We start from the raw sequence: 19001 nt of genomic DNA, 5'->3' as shown, positions 1-19001 counted from the left end.
TTTGATGACAGTTTAATTCTTCTCGTTTGTTTGTTTTAAAAGCCTTGATCGTGGATCTGTTCACTCTCAAGCTCTTCTTCGTAAAAGAGACAGAAGTCTTTTCAAATTGAGATTGTGTTATATGAAAATGGCAATTTTAAGTTGTGTATATTGGTAAAAATAACAATATTAAAATAATGAAAGAAAGAATATCATTCTTTACAAAATGTAGTTAATCTGCAACACTTATATTTGGATTTTTTCTTTAAAAAACAAGGGGATTTCTGATCAATAATCTGACATGATAGGAAAAAAACGAATTTTTTGAGCGAGCGTGTTAAGAGATGCTATTTAAATTGATTGTTATTATTTACATTATGGGGGCCACAGTGTGGGGATTAAGCCAATATAAAGATAAAATGGATTTCAGCATTCTTAAAACATTTGAGACGCAAGATATCCAAGATATTGTCGATCTTTATCGAGAAGAAAAAAAGTTGGGTAGACCTATCGCTAAACAGCAATTAGAAAAAAATGAACCAGCTCTCGATTTGCAGAAGAGTGTTTCATTAAATGATGTTGCAAATAATGCTGTTGTTTTTCATGGTAAGGCTTCTGTTACAAGTGGGGTTACATTTAAATTACTGACGCCTGCTGCACAATCTTGGCGCTCACATATCTCCCGTGATATTCATCTTTATGGTGTGGACACATGTGCACCCCGTCAAAAAGCAAGATTAAATGATCAAGAATGGCCCTGTGGTGTGGTTACAATGGCTTGGCTTGTCACCAAAACACTTGGGCAGGATTTATCCTGTAAACAGGCTTTGATGCACAATGGTGTTTATTATGCGCAATGTTTTGTTCAAGGGGTTGATTTAGCTGAGGCAGGTCTTACAGAAGGTATGTTGGTACTCTCAAAAGAGGGGAAAAATCCTATTCCAGTCCAGTATCATCATGCGGAAGAAAAAGCACGTGGCAACAAGATTGGTCTTTGGTCGAGTGATTTCACTGAACCTTTAAAATGGCGGCAAGATAATGGATCCTATAACCCCTTTGCTAGTCCATGATTGGTTTTAACGAACATATTTACTTAAATTTTTATAGAGAAAACTTTATCAATAAAATTGTACCAAATCGTAGAGCAAGTTTGAATAAACGGTGAGATTATTTTCGTTTTTGAAGTAAATGGATGATACATTCATGTTGAAGAGAGATTTGCTCTTAAAATAGCTTCTCTTATTGATGTGTTTTATAAAAGCAGGAAAATGTCATTGTTGGTGGCAAAGCATTTTTGAGTATTTGTGTTTGAAGGAGAAAGTGAGGCGATAAAAAACGCTCAAGAAGCGAATTTCTAGAGCGGTGTTGATGAAAGTAAAAAATAAACAGATCTCCAAATGGTGTAACGTTTGATATAATGGATAAAATCTTTCACAATGCCTTAAAAGAATTCATAGAAAAAGTTTTTTCATCAGAATTTTGTCTTCAGGATTGGATCACGTTTTTTACTTCTTTAAAAGTGATCAATCTGTTGCATTCCTTGAAAAGCTTTCATAATTATCTGCTTTTAAATTCAGACTTCCAAATGATGGATGGATTTCAAATAGACTCTAGACGAAGAAATCTTCGTAAAAATGATTTGCATTGCTGATTGTTTTCTATATATCACAAAACGTTTCTATTTAGGCCTTCGATGGGGAACAATGACCAAAATATAAATAGGTAAAAGAAGGGGCTCGTACTTTTTTATTATGGCCTCATAGTTCATTGATCGCAATACTAACCATTATAATGTTCATAGATTATCCTACTGGATAGGGATAATTTTTATCACAGTCTCTATATTTGAAATTAGTTGGACAAAAGCTTTAGTCCGCTTTCTGATTTTATCATTTGTGGTCAGTTTTGGCTTTTTCCTTCTCATAGTATTTATGACAAATTCATACAATGGTTGTCGTGAGCTCTTCTTGCGTTATTTTACTCAGAGTATTTGCTGTGAAAGCAAGCAAGTAATAGTAAGGCTGTATTCTCATATAGTGTGAAAATTAAAAATCCATTTAGGGGATGATGTTAACAAATAAGCTCTTTAAAGAGGGGTAAAATGAAAAAAATTATTTTATTATGCATGGCTCTATTATTCGTTGTGGGATGTGAAAAAACTTATAGTGTGGAAGATTTTAAGAAAGATGCAAAATTAAGAGAAGAATGGGGAAAGAAATGTTTTCTTTCAGGACTAGCTGTTCAGGAATCTAAAAATTGTCAAAATGTTCTCCAAGCAGATAATGAACTATTTTTCTCGCCAAAGCTTGATTCTACAGGTCGTGAACACGGCTTTTAATAGAAATATACACTCTACAATAAATTTTGATATATTAATGTCTCAATAAAGAAGTTACTATTCAAAGAATAATTGCCTCTTTAATTTTTATAGGTAGTAATCGTTATCATTTTTTAGATAATTGCCTCAAATTGTATTGGTCATTATGTTGTTTGTTTCAACTTTGTAAAATTGAGGATTATTCTCACGAGAGTATAGGATCGCGTTGTCTTATGATGGCATTGGTATCGCATTGAGACTTTAGAGGAAAGAAAATGCTTTTAGGAATGTATAATGATACCAAGTCTTTATACAATAAATTCATTTATAATGATAATTTACTGTTTGTATGTTGAGTGAGAGTCCCGAATATCGTAAGATTCTCTCATTTCAAACCTGTTTATGTTGAAGCAATCAAAATCACTTTCTTGCATATCACAAGCGGGGTGAGTATGTGGATAGAATTTGTATAAGAAAGGACTAAAAATAGTTCTTATGAATCGTCTTAAGTGCCAAGAGCTGTTGCAACATTGGGAGCTGGCAAAGTTTGTGATGGTGCCGGGTTGCTTCCCCACAAGCGTAAAGATGGGGCTGCTCAATGAATTTACCGTTATACCATTCATGGGCATTGTCGCGAAGTGGGCTTGGGTACTTTAAGAGATGTTTTTTTAAACAAGTCTATGAATTGGAAATTGGGTGGCGTTCTATTTTACGTGAGGGTTGTTACCCCATTAAAGAACGCGATAAACAAAAGCGTGAGGCAATAAGCAATCTGCATTATTTAAAAGATATTGCTTTGGGTATTTTTGAAAGCCGTAAAGCTGAATTAAAAGGAGATGGGAAAGATGGTAAATGGTTTTCACCTTTATGCCTTTATAAGCAGGCATCTTACGAAAGTATATTAAATGCACATCGTTTAAAATTAATGGAGTGTCCACAGCGAAGAGGGCGCTACCCTTTATACGTATGAATGCTTGTCCTATTGTGCTGTAAAACACTATTGTTTGCGGTATGGTGATATAAGACACAAAAATTTATGCATAGGCTGTTTTGATAAGAGAGTGTGATGAATATTCAAGGGAGGGCTTTTTTATATAATTTTGTGAAAGGAATCCTATGAAATTGAAAGCTGAGAAGGAGTTATTTTTGAGAAGGCGGATTGTTTATCAACCGGTTTGAGGAGGGAGCGTCCCTTGAGGTGTGGGGAGAAAGCCAAGAATAGGGCGTGTAGTACCCTATAGCTATGCTTTTAAAGCGTTTTAATTTTGATCACAAATTAAGTTTAAAATCGCTTTCTGCTTGACAGATGTGAGGACTCTAAAACTTTTTAAAAGCAAATATTCTTCTTTGTTCGAGGCGATTTCATCATAATGGTATGGGGTATTGTCTTTTTTGATGATATCAGTGTAAAAAAAGGCAAGTGGAACATTAAAAATATCGGAAATTTCCTTTAAACGTCCTGCGTTCACGCGATTTAAGCTTTTTTCATATTTCTGGATTTGTTGGAAAGTGATACCTAAATGATGCCCTAATGTTTTTTGATACATTTTTAGCATTTTTCGCCTAAAGCGAATCTTTTTGCCCACAAAAAGATCAATATTAAGATTTGGAGCTTGCATTTTTCCCCCACCGATTGCGAGCGCCCTCGCATGAGTATTCCGGGAGTTAAAAGTACTGAACTTAAATCAGCATTTTGCTTTTAGTGCGTCGACACACTTGGACATAGCAAAATCTCCCAGAATTCCGGGATACCCGAAAAGCGGGGTCAATTCATGTTTGAGTTTTCAGGCTTTTAATCCCTATTAGTCGTTGCGTATGCGACCAAGACACTTTCTGACTCATAAAGTAATTTTAGGAGATTGGCAATAAAAATAGTTTTTCTTGAGACGGATAAATTTTTTTAAATAGGAGGTTTTTTGCCTTTCAAACTTTTAAAGTTTTCTTACTAAACGCATGACATCAGATATGCATTTTACGAAGGTAAACCTTGGTTTTTAAGCTCAAGGCACCGCTTACGGTGTTGCTCTTAACCAATAACCAAAATGGCTTGTTTTGATACGTCTGAGATATCATGATGATAGGGGAAAGCTTTTATGAGTAAAGAGCCCTCATGCAAAATAAACTCAAAACATTATAGATCTGATTGTTGTATATTCACATGTTTGTTTTAGAAGATATTTCTCAATGTTAGCGCCTATTTTACAATGGTGCTTCGTAAAATATATAGTGTAAAAGCTTCTATGAATGGGATAAAAGCTATATTCCTATCTTTACTGAAAAAAAGATGCTCGGACGGCACATACTCTCTGCCAGTTCAAAATATTACGACAGTTTTTGCCTTTGAAAGGGAGCATAAGAGTTTTTCTCTCTTCACATGTTTTTATCTGTACGCTCTCTGCTTATAATGTGTAAGCGAATAGGTTTTGATTGATTCAATATAAACAAATTTGAAATGAGAAAATATATTGGGCTTTCTCATGATGCATGTTTTTAAGAGGGGGATACGTTTATTTTCTCAGTGAAGAATTTGAGTATTTTAGATAAAAAACTCTATCAACGTCGTTGTTGTTAGAATTAAAATTTTTATGAGAAAAATGAGCATTGGGGAATGATAAGCTTTTGCTATCAAGCATTTTAGAATTTTGCACAACTTAATGATAACTTAGTTATTTTATCATTTCTTATGATCTCTATAGACGATAAAAAGTTGGGATATGGTTTGAGAAAGCAGATGACACAAGTATTATCTTTCGGTAAGTAGTTTTGAAGTAAAAGACAGCTTTAAATGACAAATAGAGATAGGTGCACCATGAATGAACTTACCCATATTGAGACTATTATAGCGCATTATGATGCTGTTTTTTGTGATGTGTGGGGTGTTGTGCATAATGGTGTACATGCATTTGAACCAGCGTTGAAGGCGTTGTATAAAATCCGACAAATGGGAAAAACTGTCATTTTATTAACCAACTCCCCTCGGCTACGGGAAGATGTTGCTGCTCAATTACAAAGTATGAATGTTCATAGCGACTATTATGATGCCATTATCACCTCAGGGGATGTAACGCGCGATCTCATTCAGAATGCTCCACGTAAAGTTTTTTTCATTGGTTCACAACGTGATTTGGTGCTGTTTGAAGGGTTAGAGTGTGAATTTGTTGAAGAATGGGAGGCTTCTGTTGTCGTCTGTAGCGGTTTTCTTGAAGATTTTGACGAAGAACCCTCTGCTTATGAGGAGATGTTTCTTCGTATGCGGGCGCGGAATTTACCTTTTATTTGTGCGAACCCAGATGTGATTGTCCATTATGGAAATAAAGAATTTTGGTGCGCTGGTGCATTGGCTCGTCTTTACCAACAATTAGGAGGGGAAGTGCGCATTGCTGGAAAACCTCACGAGCCTATTTATGAATGTGCCTTTGAAAAACTTCAAAAAATACGGGGAACAGTAGAAAAAAGTCAAGTTTTAGCTATTGGTGATGGTCTTTTAACGGATATTAAGGGAGCGGCTCACTTTGGTCTTGATGCCCTTTATATTATGGGGGGGATTCATCATTATGATTATACGCAAAATGGTGTGGTTGATAAGCAAGCTTTGCATTCTTTTCTTGAACATCATGGTTATAAACCACAAGCAATCATGTGGGCACTTCAGTAATGACTAATTTTTTGCGTCTTCAGGGAATTCATATGTTTCCCTCGGCTTGGCGGGGAGCAGTGTTGGCACTTGGAAATTTTGATGGTGTTCATTGTGGGCATCAGGTGGTGTTGCAAAAAGCACTTGACTTTGCGCGGATAAAAAAGAAACCAGCCGTTGTTTTAACCTTTGAACCACATCCAAGAAGTTTTTTTCAACATTCAACTCCTGTCTATCGTTTGACAGAGGCAGCTGAAAAAGCTGAAATTTTTAAAACCCTTGGCTTTAATGGTGTGATTGAACAGCCCTTTGATGCACAGTTTGCCGCTCTTTCAGCGGACGAATTTATTAAGTCTTTTTTAAAGGAAGTTTTTGATGTTTCAGTTGTGGTGACAGGCGAAAATTTTCAATTTGGTCATCAGAAAAGTGGAAATGTACATCTTCTTTGCAAAAGGGGAGAGAAATATGGATTTGAGGTTGTGCAAGTTCCTTGCGTTGCTCGTCCTCAAGAATCACAATCTTTGATTATTTCCTCGAGTTTTATTCGGCAACTTCTCTCACAAGGGGAAGTGGACAAAGCAGCCCATTTGTTAGGGTATCACTATCGGATACGCTCCAATATTATTCAAGGTGAAAAACTTGGACGTCTTTTGGGATTTCCTACCGCTAATCAAATGTTGCCTCCCCAAGTTCGTTTGGCACATGGTGTTTATGCGGTACGTTTGCGTCGTGCGAACGGTGTTTTGTATGATGGTGTTGCAAGCTTTGGTTGTCGTCCAACGGTTGTTAAGGATGGGGCGCCCCTTTTGGAAACCTATTTGTTTGACTTTAACGACGACCTTTATGGGGAAAACTGTACCGTTTCTTTTTTCCAGTTTTTGCGAGGACAAGAAAAGTTTGATGGACTTGAACCTTTGATTGCCCAAATGCATCGTGATGAAAAGAAAGCAAAAGAAATTTTAAAAACAGTACAACCATTATCAACGTTGGACAGACTGCTTACTTTTAAAAATATGTTCTAAATTTATCTGAAAAAGAGAGAAGAGCTGTAAAAATAGCACTTAAAGTGATTATAATCACAAAGATATATTCCAAAACGTCGTGGAATATATGTTTTTTCCGTTGTTGAGAGGGAGAATCGAATATCTGAAGATCTGATTTTGGCATCATTTTTTTCAAAGTTAACTTTATGGTTTTTGTTGTCATTCAAAATTTTACTACTTGTTTCTTTCTGATCCGTTAAAACTGCATCATAAAAGATGCAGTAAATAATAAGCATTCAGCCTATTTAGCAATAATAGACGAGAAAAGGGAGAAAGGCTGTTTTTAAAATTTCTTGCTATTTTAAGCTTATAGTTTGATAAAATTTAATTGATGACTTTTTTATTTTAAAAGTTTCTTTTTTCTAATTTGTTTTATTATGTCATTTATGTCTTATCATCGTTTATGATGAGAGTTGGTTCGTGTGACCTTACACGTGTGATATTTTGTATTATGTGATGAATATTTTTAAAAAAGGTTTGTTTGTCGAGTCTCGTAAAGTAGATCAGTGGTGAGCAGCGGCTTTCGTGTTAACCAATCGCGTCAATGAGAATGAAGCCGATGAGAAAGGCTTTAAGTCTCGTTTCTCTCATATGTTGTGATGGGGAATACATATTAAGGAGACTGCGATTGATTGCAGATAAAAGAAATCATTGCGAGAAAGCAGGTATATTTGTTTCAAAATTTCTAATGCTTTTGATGGATAAAGGTACAATTTTGTTGTCGTAATATGTCAATCTTTTAGATTCTCAAGCTAAGAACTATCCATATATTTCCTTTGTCCTTCACAAAGGTAAGGCCTATAATGCAAAGGAAAGACAGTCTTGTAAGGATATGAAAACACAAAGCCAATAATGTTTTGTTGTTTTTTGGTAGAAGTATTGGATAAAAGTTAGAACATCTTTCCAGTCTATGTTCGGTCTATTCATGACTTTATCGTATTATTTTTCTCATAAAACTTTTTCTTTAGCGATCCCCAATGCAGCAATATGTTTGAGATAAAAATTAAGGCGCTTTAATGCTCTTTCTACTGTTACAGCTTTTGTATGCTAGATGAGGAGAGCCCTATTGCATTATCCATTTGCGTAATCTCTGAAATCGGTTTACAGCCTTATTGGAAAAAAATATGAAGTTATCAAGGGAAAATCAGTCCAGATGACTGTCTTTTTTAAATTTGGCTTTGCTACTTTCAAAAGTGTCCAGAGCAATATCTCTTAAATCATGAAAATAACAGCTTCAGGCTTTTGTTGTTCTTTGAATAGGATATCAGATCCCACAGGTAAAATAAAATGCTGGAATGTCCTTGTTTTACTAATTTATGCGCTTCTTTTAAAGAAATATCTCTCAACGCTTCTCATATTCATTTTCATGATGGCTCTCATGAATGGTATCATGCAAGTTTCGTTGAGCGCTATCATTCTTTATGCCTAATAAAAGAGAATCCGACACCATCAGTTATATTGACAAGCTTTCAGTTTTGTACAGCCTTGGCTATTTGAGAGCGTTTATGAGAGTTTGTTCTTAACTCGTTTTATTTCACATGAACACTTCCTGCTTGTGACATGTAAGAAACACGCTTTTGATTGATTCACTATAAATAGACTTGAGAGAATCTTACGGTATTAGGATTTTTTACTCAATGTGCAAAATAATTAATTGTTATAAATCAATATGTTGTAGTTAATCATAGATTATGGCTTACGGTTTTTTTATAAAATACTCTGCATGCCTTTTATTCGGAATATGGGTTTTTCTTAGTGGTTTTACTGTCGTTTTAGGTGTCTGTGGCGTACGAATGAGCTCGTATTGGTAAAGGAAGAGAAAAAGAAGGTGGAGCAGTGATAAAAAGTGAGGTGAAAATAATTTTATTTGATCATCATATGCATTTTTATGGCTTCGGGTGTGCATGCTTGTTGTATATTAAGGAGCAAAGCTTGCTTGTAGAGTTTTATGAAGAGGCAAGCCAAGGGAAAGGCGCAAGACAAAGATTATTGACAGATTGTTTGTTAAAAATCGATGTGTATTTAAGAATTTTTGTCTTTTAAGGCGAGGAGGAAGTGTGCATACCCTCTGTTTAAAGATGCGCTAAACGATAAAGATGCAGCGAGCGTGATCCGTGATGACAATAGGCAAGAAGAGGCAGAGAGGCTGTTTTTAAAATTGTTTGCATGGCTTCAACAGCTGATTTTTCTATAGTTGGAGGAGAAATGGGAATGTGATAGGCTTTTATGCCATATTCATTTGCGACCGTTTTAATGCTAGAAAAGTCAGGTTGATGGAGCTCTTCGTGATCGGGGCGGTTACAGATAATTGTTTTAAAACCAGCTTGTGCCAATGCTTTGATATTTTCTATGCTAATTTGTGCACTGATAAAAATATCAGGTTCAATTTGTTGTAAATTCATTTTTGTTTATTCCCAATTGCACGATCTTCACGATACCCTCTGGTCTGTTATATAGAAAGAAGATAATGAAGGTAAGTTTTTCAGTGGCATCTTAACAAAAATATTCTTTTTGTCGAGAAGATCTATTTGGGAAAAACGAGCTTTAAGATGCAAAATATCTCATTCCGCAACATGTTCGTTATGCGATCTTATAAAAGACGGATGTTTGGTCTTTATGGATAATCTATAGTGTTTACTCAGCATAGACATTTCATTGTGTTGTTTGTTTACACGCTTGCTAGAGGTATCCTTATTTCTCTTAAGCCCATTTTACTCTGTCGAGCGTCAAAGAGTATAAAATTCACGGATCACCACTCTCTTTACGCTTATGAAGAAGGAAGTCGGTACCATTGTTATATTTGCCAACCCCCAATATTGTAATAGTTCTTGGTACTTGAGATTCTGCATAAGAAGCATTTTAAATCCTTTCTTGTACAGTTTTACTCACACGCCAGCCCTGCTTGTACGTACAAGAGATATGATTTTGATTAATTTAATATAAGAGGTATGAAATGAGAGAATCTTCCTGATTTCGGCTCTCTCATTCAACGTGCGAAACAATGAATTCTCCTTATAGTTTGTTGTATATTCAGAGTGGAGCTTGTTTGTAGAGTTGCATTAAGTGGATTGCATGAAAGGAGAAGCCCAAAAGGCCGGCGCAAAATAAGAAGCTGGATCATTTACAGAGCATTGTTTACAGATCGACATGGATTTAAAAATCTTTGTTTTAGGGTGGGGAAGAAGAGCGTGTTTCGTGTTTAAATTTTTCTTATCCTCAAGAATATTATTTTTATAATATTTCGCTCAATGCTAAAAGTTAAAAGAATATTATAAAGATAAAATTGGGTGGTGTCGTTTTTATCCTAAAAATGGGAGAAGTAGTTGTTTTTCATGTGTTGAATGCTTGCTTCTTTTGTTATTTTCAGTATTATCGTAAAAACGATAATACTGAAAGGCGTAATGGATGATCATTGGACTTTTGAATCAAAAGGGAGGTGTCGGAAAAACGACGTTGAGTGTTAATCTTGCCGCCAGTTTTGCACGTACTGGTGCACGTGTATTGCTTATTGATGTTGATCCACAGGGAAGCGCATTGGATTGGGCTGCTGCACGTGAAGATGCACCTTTGTTTTCGGTTATTGGTTTACCGCGTGCAACGGTTCACAAAGAGATTACACAGATTGGGCATGGTTATGATCATATTATTATCGATGGCCCTCCGCGTGTAACTGATCTTGCTCGTAGTGCTCTTATGGCTTCGGATTTGGTGCTTATCCCTGTTTTGCCTAGTCCCTATGATATTTGGGCAGCGGATGGAATTGTAAAGCTGATTGATGAAGCACGTGTTTATAAAGAAAATCTTAAATCTGCTTTTGTCATTAATCGTAAAATCGTCAATACAGCGATAGGGCGTGATGTGAACGAAGCTCTTGGCATATACCACGTGCATGTTCTTTCTTCTAGCGTTGCGCAGCGCGTGATTTTTGCAGAAGCAGCAGCACAGGGGAAGGCGGTTTATGAAGTTGATGAGCAAGGACCAGCAGCAGCAGAGATTGAAGCGGTTGCAGCGGAAATCAAGGAGTTAGCGCGATGAATAAAAAAATTAAAATCGGCACAAAACCAACGAATAAATCAATTCCTTTAACAGCGGATGCATGGGTAGGACGCCACAAAGGGAGCATGAATGGAGGGATGAAGCGCCTTACGATTGATATACCAGAAAGTTTGCATCGGTTGATTAAGGTCAGTTGTGCAAGTCGTGGAACTAAAATAGCTGATGAGGTCCGCGAATTGCTTTCACAAAAATACGGAAAAGTGTAAAAAATGATACGATAATTTCGTTGGTTTGAGTGCTTTTTCTAGAGATGATATCGATTGTTTTTATACGAAGTTAATAATAAAAGCGCTCTTCCTTTTTCACGATGGTTGCTTCATTTAAGTTGTTTTTCATAAGGTTCTGTATCATCTTATGAAAGAGCTATGTGTTTGCGAAAAATTCTCCATTTCAAACTTTTCCCTATAAATGTGATAATCATCATACTACTTGTTATCTTATATCTCTAGATGAATAGATAAGTTTATTCTTCCATAAAAATTATCTTGATAATGATTTTAAACATCAGGTTATTTTTGTTTATTTTACTTAATACATGGGTAAATAATGTAATAATGTAATTAAGAGTAGCGTTGATTATTTTTTTCTGTTATGCAGCAATCCATTTTATTAAATTATATTCATGTTTATAAAGGGGGGGGAATAAAAATAAGTAAAATTTACTGATATTGACGCGCTATAATTTTTCCTAATAAACAAAAGAAGTCATTGAGTATACTATAGACAATATTTCTTACATTTATATGATTTTATAGTCTTAAATAGTTAATGCCATTCGTAATGATATACAAGGCAATAGGCTTTTTTCTTCAATTGGAAATGTATAAGATTGCTTTTTTAGCATTTCTATTGGCTTTTAAAAAGTGCAGGGGGGGACTTAAAGCTTTCTTTTCCGGTGGTTTAGAAATGATAAGAGCGCAATTAGTTGATTAAAAGGTGTATTCTTTCGTTTGCAGGGAATTTGCAATGGGTATAGGCATAACGAATTTTGGGTAAGATATTCGTACTGTTTCTCGTTACCAAGAGGTTCTTGAAGGAAAAGAAATGATTAAAAAGCTTTTTGAGAATGTCAAGATATCAGAATTTTTGCTGAAGTTTTAACACTTCAAATACAAAGAGCAGCCGTGCAGATAATGTTACAAATGCAAGTCTGATAAATGAAAGCAGTTTTCATGATTTAATATGTTTGCGTTGGAAGTGTACGTATTTGCAAAGGAAAGTTAGACGCAAGGTCACAATATAGGAGGGGATGTGAACCCAAAGATATTGTTAATAAAATATAAAACAAAGAGAGGGGTTAAATCATGAACAAGATCATTATAACAGCGCTACTGCTTTGCGTGGGATTTGTCGTTGCTGGTTGTGAAAAAACTTATAGCGTAGCAGAGTTTAAGAAAGATCCCAAATTACTCAATCAGTGGTTAGAGAAATGTTTTATTGCAGGAAGTTTTGATTCAAAAAATTGTAAAAACGCAGAACAAGCTGAATTAGAAACTCGTAAAAAATAGGGAATTTTCGGCTCTGGAAAGGACGACCAAGAAAAAACTGAAGATAAAAAAGAAGGGAATTAAATCATGAATAAAGTCATTATTACAGCATTGCTCCTTTGTACTGGACTTTCTGTTACTGGTTGTGAAAAAACTTATAGTGTAAAAGAATTTAAAACAAATGAAAAATTATACGAGGAATGGGCAAAGAAATGTGAGAAGGATGATTCACCGCTCAAATCCTCTCAAAATTGTAAAAACCTTCGACAAGCATATATAGAACTTTTTTTAAGGCCCTAAATTGTGTCCTAAACTTTGTAAATTTGAAAAAAGGGGAATTTATTTATGAATAAAGTTATTATTACAGCATTGCTGGTTTGTACTGGACTTGTCGTTGCTGGTTGTGAAAAAAACTACAGCGTAGCGGAATTTAAGAAAGATAAAACATTACTCGAAGAGTGGGCAAAAAAATGTGAAAAGCTGGATCAATCTTCTATGGAGAAATCTAAAAATTGCCAACATGCCAGACAAGCATATATGGAACTTATGTTTGGCATTAATTAAAAACATACAGTTCAATAAATAAAGAATTGTTTAGTTATTGATTCTATTGCGTTTTTAGGCTATCTCTAACTTTTAGAGAGTCTTTTTATGGCTTCAAGAATTAGTCTTTTACGCTTAGTACTCTTTGTATAAACGGATGCTATACTGTCATTGTTAAGCCCAAAAGTGCTTTCAATTGTAGATAGTATTGCCTCCCAATGAGTTGTTACGTGTTACTGCTAATTTTTTAATGTTTTGGTTACATGTATTTAAAATATGAGATTAAATTTATCTTTGGGGTGTTTTTTTGCGTTTATCACAAATAAATGTTTCATAACACTAAGATCGTCTTTAAGCGTTGCGGCTAATTTCGGAAAAATTCGGAGGAAACATTTGTTTGGAAATTACTTTTCTCTGTTTTAATAAAGAGAAAAACATTCTGAATGGAATTATTATCGTTTCATACTCAAATGTTTTTCTCAAACTATTTTAAAAAAATTGCTTTTGATTTGAGAATATTATAACATTAGTTAAGTTGTGAGGCTGTTTTGCTAGGACGGTTTTGCCGGATGTGTGAGGAATTGAGCGCTCTCCACATCTTTTCATTTTTCTCCTCTCTTTTCTGAGTTTGCAAGGTCTTTCCTTATTATTTTTTTATCTTAATTGTGTCGTTATATTATCATGTTGAGCAGTGGAGCTCATATAAAACTTTACGTATGAGGTGTTTTTTGTTCTTGAGTGTGTGATAAATGTTTTTATAAATAACACTTTGATTTATAAAAATAACTTAATTATTATTATGTTAAATAAGGATCTCGAATAACGTAAGCTTCTCTTATTCCAAATCTGTTCTCGGTTGAATTAATTAAAACCATCTTCTTGCATGGTACAAGCATGGAGAGCCGTGTAGATAAAAACTGTTGGAGAAAGAAGTAAAAATGCCTCTTATAAACGATCTCAAGTGCTAAAGGTTGTTGCAACATTTGGGGCTGGAAAAGTGTTTGATGCTGCTGGTTTATTTTCTCATAAGGGTAAAGATGGTGTTCAATGGATTTATCATAAGCTTCATGAAATATTATCCTTTAGGATTGTGAGATGCCCTGAAGGGGGAAGCAAAAGGAACTTACTCAATAAGGAGACAAATTATTTACAGATTGGATCTGGTAGAAAATTTCGTTTTTTAAGCTGGGAATGAAGTTGAGATTCAAGATAGCGTGAAAAGATGGACAATGATGGTTAAAAATGCATACAAAAAGCAGAGTTTACACCTCAAATAGTTGCAAGCGATGTTTGAAATTGAGTGTGTGGTTTATCTGTAGAATTAAAATTTTTCTTTGATCTTATGTGAAATTAAGATGCTTATTTGCGCAGATTACAATAAGCCAAGAGAGTATGCTTAGTATATTTCTATTACGAGAACTAAAATAACAACAAAAGCATTGATGGTGATAATCAAGGTTGAATAAAGCATAGCGGCTTTTACGAGATCAGCCATAAAAACCTCTTTCTGTTCTTTTTGAGGTGATTTTATGAATAACAATATGTTACAATCTGTAATATATTGCTGATACAATATATTCGGCAAGCTTAAAATCGTTCCTTTTTTTATAAAAGCTTAAGGAGTTGGAGTATTGTGAATCCTAAAAAAGAAAGTTTTAAAAGGACTATTGATTGATTTTGTAAGTTTTGTGTTTCTGGAAACTTTTTTATCCTGTTATGCTATAAAGCACTGTCATTTATAACGGTAATATAAGACATATAAGTTTTCTTGGAACGTTTAAGTATTTTTTAGTGTACGATGAATATTCGTAGGTTTATTTGTTGAGCTTTTCGTTTAAGTGAATCAGATGAGGGGAAAGTCAAGAGAAGAGCGTTTGACAAAAATTCGGACTGCGTACAGAGCCGATTGAGTTAAGATCTTGGTTCTTTAAGGTGAGCGGCGGAAGACAAAAATGTTTTCTGATCGTTTATCTCATAGCAAGATTGGTTAATGCTGCTCTAATGGGGCATGTTTTGCACAAAAGTAAAGAACGCTCCAAACGAAATATACTTATGTTGTATATTCGTATATTTGTATTGCATATTTATGTACTTGTTTTAAAGAAACATCTCTCAACGCACACGACAGACATTTTACGATGACACTCGTAAATGGCATAACGGTAAATGTGAATAGTATAACAGTAAAGCTCTCGTGAAATAATATAAAATTTGAATAATATAAAAATTTATAGAATGCTATCATCTTTATACTTATAAAAGAGCAAGTCACAATTATCGTATGCTTGCTTCCAATGTTTATTATAGTTCTGGGCATTTGCTAAGGTTCATAAGAGGCATTTTTCTTTCAGCGTATTTTATCAACACATCAAGGCGTTGTTTGTGATGTGCAAGCAAGTGATTTTAATTTATTCAACATGGAATAGATTTGAAATGTGATGATTATGAAAGAGAAGAGCCGCATTTAAAAGGTTAAACGAGAGAAAGATCGTAACAAAAATTGTACCTTGATTATAAAATGATTGTTTCTCTGTTTTTATACCAGTAGCGCATGTAAAGTCGCGATATTAAGAGAAAAATGTGTTATGGAATGAAATAATCTATAGGAAGATGCTGTGAAAATTCTGAAAATATCAATGGGGGGAGCGTTAAGCATTATTAATTGTATAATGTTTTGATTTATAATGATAATCTATCGTTATTCAACTTGAATTAGATCCCTGAATACTGGAATTTTTTTCATTCCAAATCTGTTTCGTGGTGAATTAACCAAAACCATGTCTTTTGCAGTTACAAGCAGGGAGCGCCCATGCGCAGAGAAATTATACAAGAAAGGCCACGCTTTATGAACCGTTTCAAGTGCCAAGGGTATCAGAACATAAGGGGTTAGAAAAATATGTGATGGTGCTGGCTTGCTTCTTTTATTAAGCGTAAAGATGGAAAGTGCTCAATGGATTTTATACATGTCATGGAAGATTTATCATTGTACCATTCATGCATTCATGGGCCGCGGTGCTAAATAGGCTTGGGTGCACTTAAGAGATATTTCTTTAAAACAAGCGCGTGAATATGCGATTGAAGACGTATCGAACTGATTGGCTAAGAAACTCTTGAAAAGGTTCAAAAAATCTTATATAGTCGTTTATTGCAAAGAAAAGCGAATGATAATTTAAAAAAGGAAGATTGATGGCTGTTTAGCTATTTTAAGGTGTCTTTTTTTATATTGCTGTATGGCTGATCTGTTCAAAAGAGCATTCTTTTTGTGTTTTATGCAAAATACTGCATGTGTGCAGAAAGAGTATGGGAGAGGGGGGTGTCCTTTTGAATGGGTGTAAACTGATCTTGTCGGGCGCCATCTTATGGGGTGCCAGAAGGTGTACAAGTTTAAGTGCAGAGAGAGCCATGAGGTTATGGAGGGTAAAGTGCTTCTATCAGTAAAATGCTGAAATTTTTGATGGGCTTAAGTCTTTATATGCTGCAAGATAGACTGCGGTTTTTTGTCGGCAGATATTTTTGTGGCTGAAGTTCTCGTGAAAGCATTGTTATTTTCTAGCATTGTTATTTTCTATTGAAGATGAGCTCGTGATAAAATCGGCAAAGATAAAATCGGCAAGGCGAAATAGACAGAGCAAATATGGAAGTTTCGATATTGCTGTAAGGTTTGAGTTTATAGCGTTTTGATGGATTAGTATAGCCACAATGATGGTTTTGGAGCAAAGAAAAAATATTTGAGAGAACGCGTTAAAAGTTGAAGTGGTATACACTTTGAAGGATTGTCGTGCTGTTGTAGCAATGTTCGATTACGAGCTTGGTTGAGTGTATCAGCATTGAAGAGAACCTGTTTAATCTCCCTCATTTGAAAGTAAGATTGAACAATAGTGTTGAAGGGGAAGTAAAAATGTCTGTAGTGCAATATGGTGATGATAGTTTTGCGGCAAAAGCAAAAGTTCTTGATAACAACCTTATTGATCGTGATTGGGCGATGACAAAATTTGTTGCTGCTGTTAAAGGATTAGCTCAAGTTGTTGATTATGAAAGCAATATGCTAGAGAGCAGTGGTGTTCCAGATTACGAAGAAATAAATTTGCGTAAAATACGTGGTTTGCGTGATCTTAATAAATCCATGAGTGATGTGAAGCGCTACATGAATCAAGATATTGAGCATGAGGTTGAAAGTTTGTTGTCTGATTTACAAGAAAAATTACAGCGTAATAGTGAATTACTTCAAACACATTTAAATGCAGTTAATGATCTTTCTAAAGCTATACAACTATCTGGACGTGCAAAAGAAATAGAGGAATAAATTCAAATCTGATTAATACGGGCTGTTCTAACTAATGACAATGATTAGGTGGGGCAGTTGATTTGGATAAATAGTGCGTTTAGTGAGTAGACTTGTTTTAAGCGCATTTTGGTATTTAAATTATTATCCTGATGTACTGTAAAACGCTGTTCTTAAAACAGTATTTTTAAAGGTATCGTGATGTGAACCGCATGCGGTGAGAAGCTGGCCGGAAGAGAACTCAGAGAAGGCGGATTATTTACAGAGCATTGTTTGCAGACTGAGTTAATAGGGAGCTTCATTTTTTAGTTTAGGGGGAGAGGCGATCAAGAGAATATTTAGACCAGCCTGTGATGCCTTAAAAACAGCTTCCTTGAGGCTGTGGTAATGTAAGGTTTATACATTGGTCTTCTGCATGCATTTAGCAGATCTGGCGGCGACTTACTCTCCCTTGCCTTAAGGTAAAATATTATCAGCGCTGGAGCGTTTCACGGCCGAGTTCGTGATGGGATCGGGTGCGTTCACTCTGCTATAACCACCAAGTCAGCAAAAAGCATGAATGATGAAGAGTATGTGATGAATATTGCCTATAAGCTTCATGAAGTATTGTCCTTTGAAGTGTGGTGATATGAAGCGGTTAGTTGCTTAAATCTATATGTTTGAGACAAAAATTAAAGCGGTTTAATATTCTCTTCTGCTGTTTTTAGTTTTTGTATACCAGATTGGAGAGAGCATCCAGATTTGAGTGAATATAGTGCGATACCTTTGTTGGCGTAATATTTGAAATGGGGAGGTGATCTTATTGGGAAAGAATAAAGAGGGTAGAAATCAGCTTCCCTTTGTACCACTGTCCTTTAATTTAGCTTATGTCTTTCAAAAGTATCTAAAGCACTATCTGTTAAATAATGAAGATTACACATTGTTTCACGCTTTTTTTATTGTGTTTTTTACTGGGGGGATGGCTTTCATACTCAACAAAATACTCAAAATAGAATGGATTTGTTATTCCTAATTCACGGCCTTGTTTTAAAGAGATATCTAAGCTCTCAAGTCTATTTCGTGATGGTGTTTGTGGGGCAGTGCAACGACATCTTTGATGCAACGGTGCTTGTGAATGGTATAATAAGAAAGTTCCCATGGAAATAATATAAAATCTATAGGGCGCGACCATCTTTATGCTTAATAAAAGAGCAAGTTGATATTGTTATATTTTTCAACACTGTCATATTTTTTGTTTGATCCCAATGTTGCTACAGCCCTTGGCACTTGAGATAGTTCATTAGAGGCATTTTTAATCTTTTCTTAATAGTTTTTTATCCCCATGGCTCTTCCCTCTTGTCACTTGTAAGAAATATGGTTTTTGTTGCTTCAACATGGAACAGGTCTAAAATGAAAGAATCTAACGATATTCTGGATTCTCATTTAACATGGAAAACAATTAATTGTCTTTATAAATCAATATCTTGTCTTATAATGGAGCTGCTGTAGCATTGAGATTTTAGAGGAAAAACATGCCTTTAAGAATTTATACCAGATACTAGTCTTTATAGCAGGTATATTAAATGCACATCATCTAAAATAAATGGAGCGTCTACAGCGAAGAAGGTGCTGACTTTTTTAAAATCCGCATGAATGCTTATTCTGTTGTGCTATAAAAACA

The 19001-nt window shown here is 35.0% G+C and carries 14 protein-coding genes, 1 rRNA gene and 1 pseudogene; 13 read left to right on the top strand and 3 right to left on the bottom strand.

Going from position 1 to position 19001, the window contains the following annotated elements:
* Nucleotides 1-323: 323 nt before the first annotated feature.
* From ACFINA_RS06270 to ACFINA_RS06260, 3 genes and pseudogenes are all read left to right on the top strand, one after another.
* Nucleotides 324-1049: a hypothetical protein gene (locus tag ACFINA_RS06270; protein ID WP_375615250.1), complete on the top strand. Its 726-nt coding sequence runs from the start codon at nt 324-326 to the stop codon at nt 1047-1049.
* Nucleotides 1050-2080: 1031 nt separating this feature from the next.
* On the top strand, nt 2081-2317 hold the full coding sequence (locus ACFINA_RS06265) for an EexN family lipoprotein (protein ID WP_375607261.1): 237 nt from the start codon (nt 2081-2083) through the stop codon (nt 2315-2317).
* A gap of 465 nt (nt 2318-2782) precedes the next feature.
* Nucleotides 2783-3173: pseudogene (locus ACFINA_RS06260) on the top strand (integrase); the annotation flags it as partial.
* Between the two features lie 382 nt (nt 3174-3555).
* Here ACFINA_RS06260 and ACFINA_RS06255 read toward each other — a convergent pair.
* The gene (locus ACFINA_RS06255; RefSeq protein WP_375608097.1) at nt 3556-3915 is read right to left on the bottom strand and encodes a helix-turn-helix domain-containing protein; all 360 of its coding nucleotides are present in this window, start codon (nt 3913-3915) and stop codon (nt 3556-3558) included.
* A 1190-nt stretch (nt 3916-5105) separates the two neighbouring features.
* Between ACFINA_RS06255 and ACFINA_RS06250 the strand changes: the two genes are divergently transcribed.
* The 3 genes from ACFINA_RS06250 to ACFINA_RS06240 all read left to right on the top strand — a co-directional run bounded on the left by ACFINA_RS06250 (nt 5106) and on the right by ACFINA_RS06240 (nt 9016).
* Nucleotides 5106-5951 carry a TIGR01459 family HAD-type hydrolase gene (locus tag ACFINA_RS06250; protein ID WP_375607263.1) on the top strand — a complete coding sequence of 282 codons (846 nt, stop codon included), beginning with the start codon at nt 5106-5108 and terminating at the stop codon, nt 5949-5951.
* Nucleotides 5951-6952 carry a bifunctional riboflavin kinase/FAD synthetase gene (locus ACFINA_RS06245; RefSeq protein WP_375607264.1) on the top strand — a complete coding sequence of 334 codons (1002 nt, stop codon included), beginning with the start codon at nt 5951-5953 and terminating at the stop codon, nt 6950-6952. The genes ACFINA_RS06250 and ACFINA_RS06245 overlap by 1 nt, the downstream gene beginning before the upstream one ends.
* 1857 nt (nt 6953-8809) lie before the next feature.
* Complete coding sequence (locus ACFINA_RS06240; protein WP_375615249.1) at nt 8810-9016, top strand: hypothetical protein; 207 nt, start codon at nt 8810-8812, stop codon at nt 9014-9016.
* 29 nt (nt 9017-9045) lie between these two features.
* On the opposite strand, the gene ACFINA_RS06235 is transcribed toward ACFINA_RS06240, so the two are convergent.
* Nucleotides 9046-9375: a TIGR01244 family sulfur transferase gene (locus tag ACFINA_RS06235; RefSeq protein ID WP_375607265.1), complete on the bottom strand. Its 330-nt coding sequence runs from the start codon at nt 9373-9375 to the stop codon at nt 9046-9048.
* A 1003-nt stretch (nt 9376-10378) separates the two neighbouring features.
* Between ACFINA_RS06235 and parA the strand changes: the two genes are divergently transcribed.
* The 7 genes from parA (at nt 10379) to ACFINA_RS06200 (ending at nt 17362) form a co-directional block, all read left to right on the top strand.
* Entirely contained in the window at nt 10379-11008 is a 630-nt protein-coding gene (gene parA, locus ACFINA_RS06230) for a ParA family partition ATPase (protein ID WP_375607266.1), read from the top strand.
* Nucleotides 11005-11235 (top strand): hypothetical protein, encoded by a 231-nt coding sequence (locus tag ACFINA_RS06225; protein ID WP_375615248.1) that lies wholly within the window; start codon nt 11005-11007, stop codon nt 11233-11235. Before parA ends, ACFINA_RS06225 begins: the two co-directional genes overlap by 4 nt.
* Before the next feature lie 1098 nt (nt 11236-12333).
* A complete protein-coding gene (locus ACFINA_RS06220) occupies nt 12334-12537 on the top strand; it encodes an EexN family lipoprotein (RefSeq protein ID WP_375615247.1) in 204 nt (67 codons plus the stop codon).
* A 66-nt stretch (nt 12538-12603) separates the two neighbouring features.
* Complete coding sequence (locus ACFINA_RS06215; RefSeq protein ID WP_375615246.1) at nt 12604-12816, top strand: EexN family lipoprotein; 213 nt, start codon at nt 12604-12606, stop codon at nt 12814-12816.
* Between the two features lie 45 nt (nt 12817-12861).
* Nucleotides 12862-13080 carry an EexN family lipoprotein gene (locus tag ACFINA_RS06210; protein WP_375614687.1) on the top strand — a complete coding sequence of 73 codons (219 nt, stop codon included), beginning with the start codon at nt 12862-12864 and terminating at the stop codon, nt 13078-13080.
* Between the two features lie 940 nt (nt 13081-14020).
* Nucleotides 14021-14254, top strand: a complete 234-nt coding sequence (locus ACFINA_RS06205) for a hypothetical protein (RefSeq protein ID WP_375615245.1) — start codon at nt 14021-14023, stop codon at nt 14252-14254.
* Nucleotides 14255-16957: 2703 nt separating this feature from the next.
* On the top strand, nt 16958-17362 hold the full coding sequence (locus tag ACFINA_RS06200; RefSeq protein WP_375607272.1) for a flagellar protein FlgN: 405 nt from the start codon (nt 16958-16960) through the stop codon (nt 17360-17362).
* 407 nt (nt 17363-17769) lie between these two features.
* Here ACFINA_RS06200 and rrf read toward each other — a convergent pair.
* A 5S ribosomal RNA gene (gene rrf, locus ACFINA_RS06195) occupies nt 17770-17884 on the bottom strand.
* Nucleotides 17885-19001: the final 1117 nt, after the last annotated feature.

It is taken from the genome of Bartonella sp. AC10YNML (genome assembly GCF_042196825.1).
In the GTDB taxonomy this organism is placed as follows: domain Bacteria; phylum Pseudomonadota; class Alphaproteobacteria; order Rhizobiales; family Rhizobiaceae; genus Bartonella.
This window is presented reverse-complemented; position numbering and strand designations above follow the sequence as displayed.

Bases quoted from the DNA above. Each gene is read 5' to 3' on its own strand.
- ACFINA_RS06270 (WP_375615250.1), top strand. From the start codon at position 324: ATGCTATTTAAATTGATTGTTATTATTTACATTATGGGGGCCACAGTG.
- ACFINA_RS06265 (WP_375607261.1), top strand. From the start codon at position 2,081: ATGAAAAAAATTATTTTATTATGCATGGCTCTATTATTCGTTGTGGGA.
- ACFINA_RS06255 (WP_375608097.1), bottom strand. From the start codon at position 3,915: ATGCAAGCTCCAAATCTTAATATTGATCTTTTTGTGGGCAAAAAGATT.
- ACFINA_RS06250 (WP_375607263.1), top strand. From the start codon at position 5,106: ATGAATGAACTTACCCATATTGAGACTATTATAGCGCATTATGATGCT.
- ACFINA_RS06245 (WP_375607264.1), top strand. From the start codon at position 5,951: ATGACTAATTTTTTGCGTCTTCAGGGAATTCATATGTTTCCCTCGGCT.
- ACFINA_RS06235 (WP_375607265.1), bottom strand. From the start codon at position 9,375: ATGAATTTACAACAAATTGAACCTGATATTTTTATCAGTGCACAAATT.
- parA (WP_375607266.1), top strand. From the start codon at position 10,379: ATGATCATTGGACTTTTGAATCAAAAGGGAGGTGTCGGAAAAACGACG.
- ACFINA_RS06225 (WP_375615248.1), top strand. From the start codon at position 11,005: ATGAATAAAAAAATTAAAATCGGCACAAAACCAACGAATAAATCAATT.
- ACFINA_RS06220 (WP_375615247.1), top strand. From the start codon at position 12,334: ATGAACAAGATCATTATAACAGCGCTACTGCTTTGCGTGGGATTTGTC.
- ACFINA_RS06215 (WP_375615246.1), top strand. From the start codon at position 12,604: ATGAATAAAGTCATTATTACAGCATTGCTCCTTTGTACTGGACTTTCT.
- ACFINA_RS06210 (WP_375614687.1), top strand. From the start codon at position 12,862: ATGAATAAAGTTATTATTACAGCATTGCTGGTTTGTACTGGACTTGTC.
- ACFINA_RS06200 (WP_375607272.1), top strand. From the start codon at position 16,958: ATGTCTGTAGTGCAATATGGTGATGATAGTTTTGCGGCAAAAGCAAAA.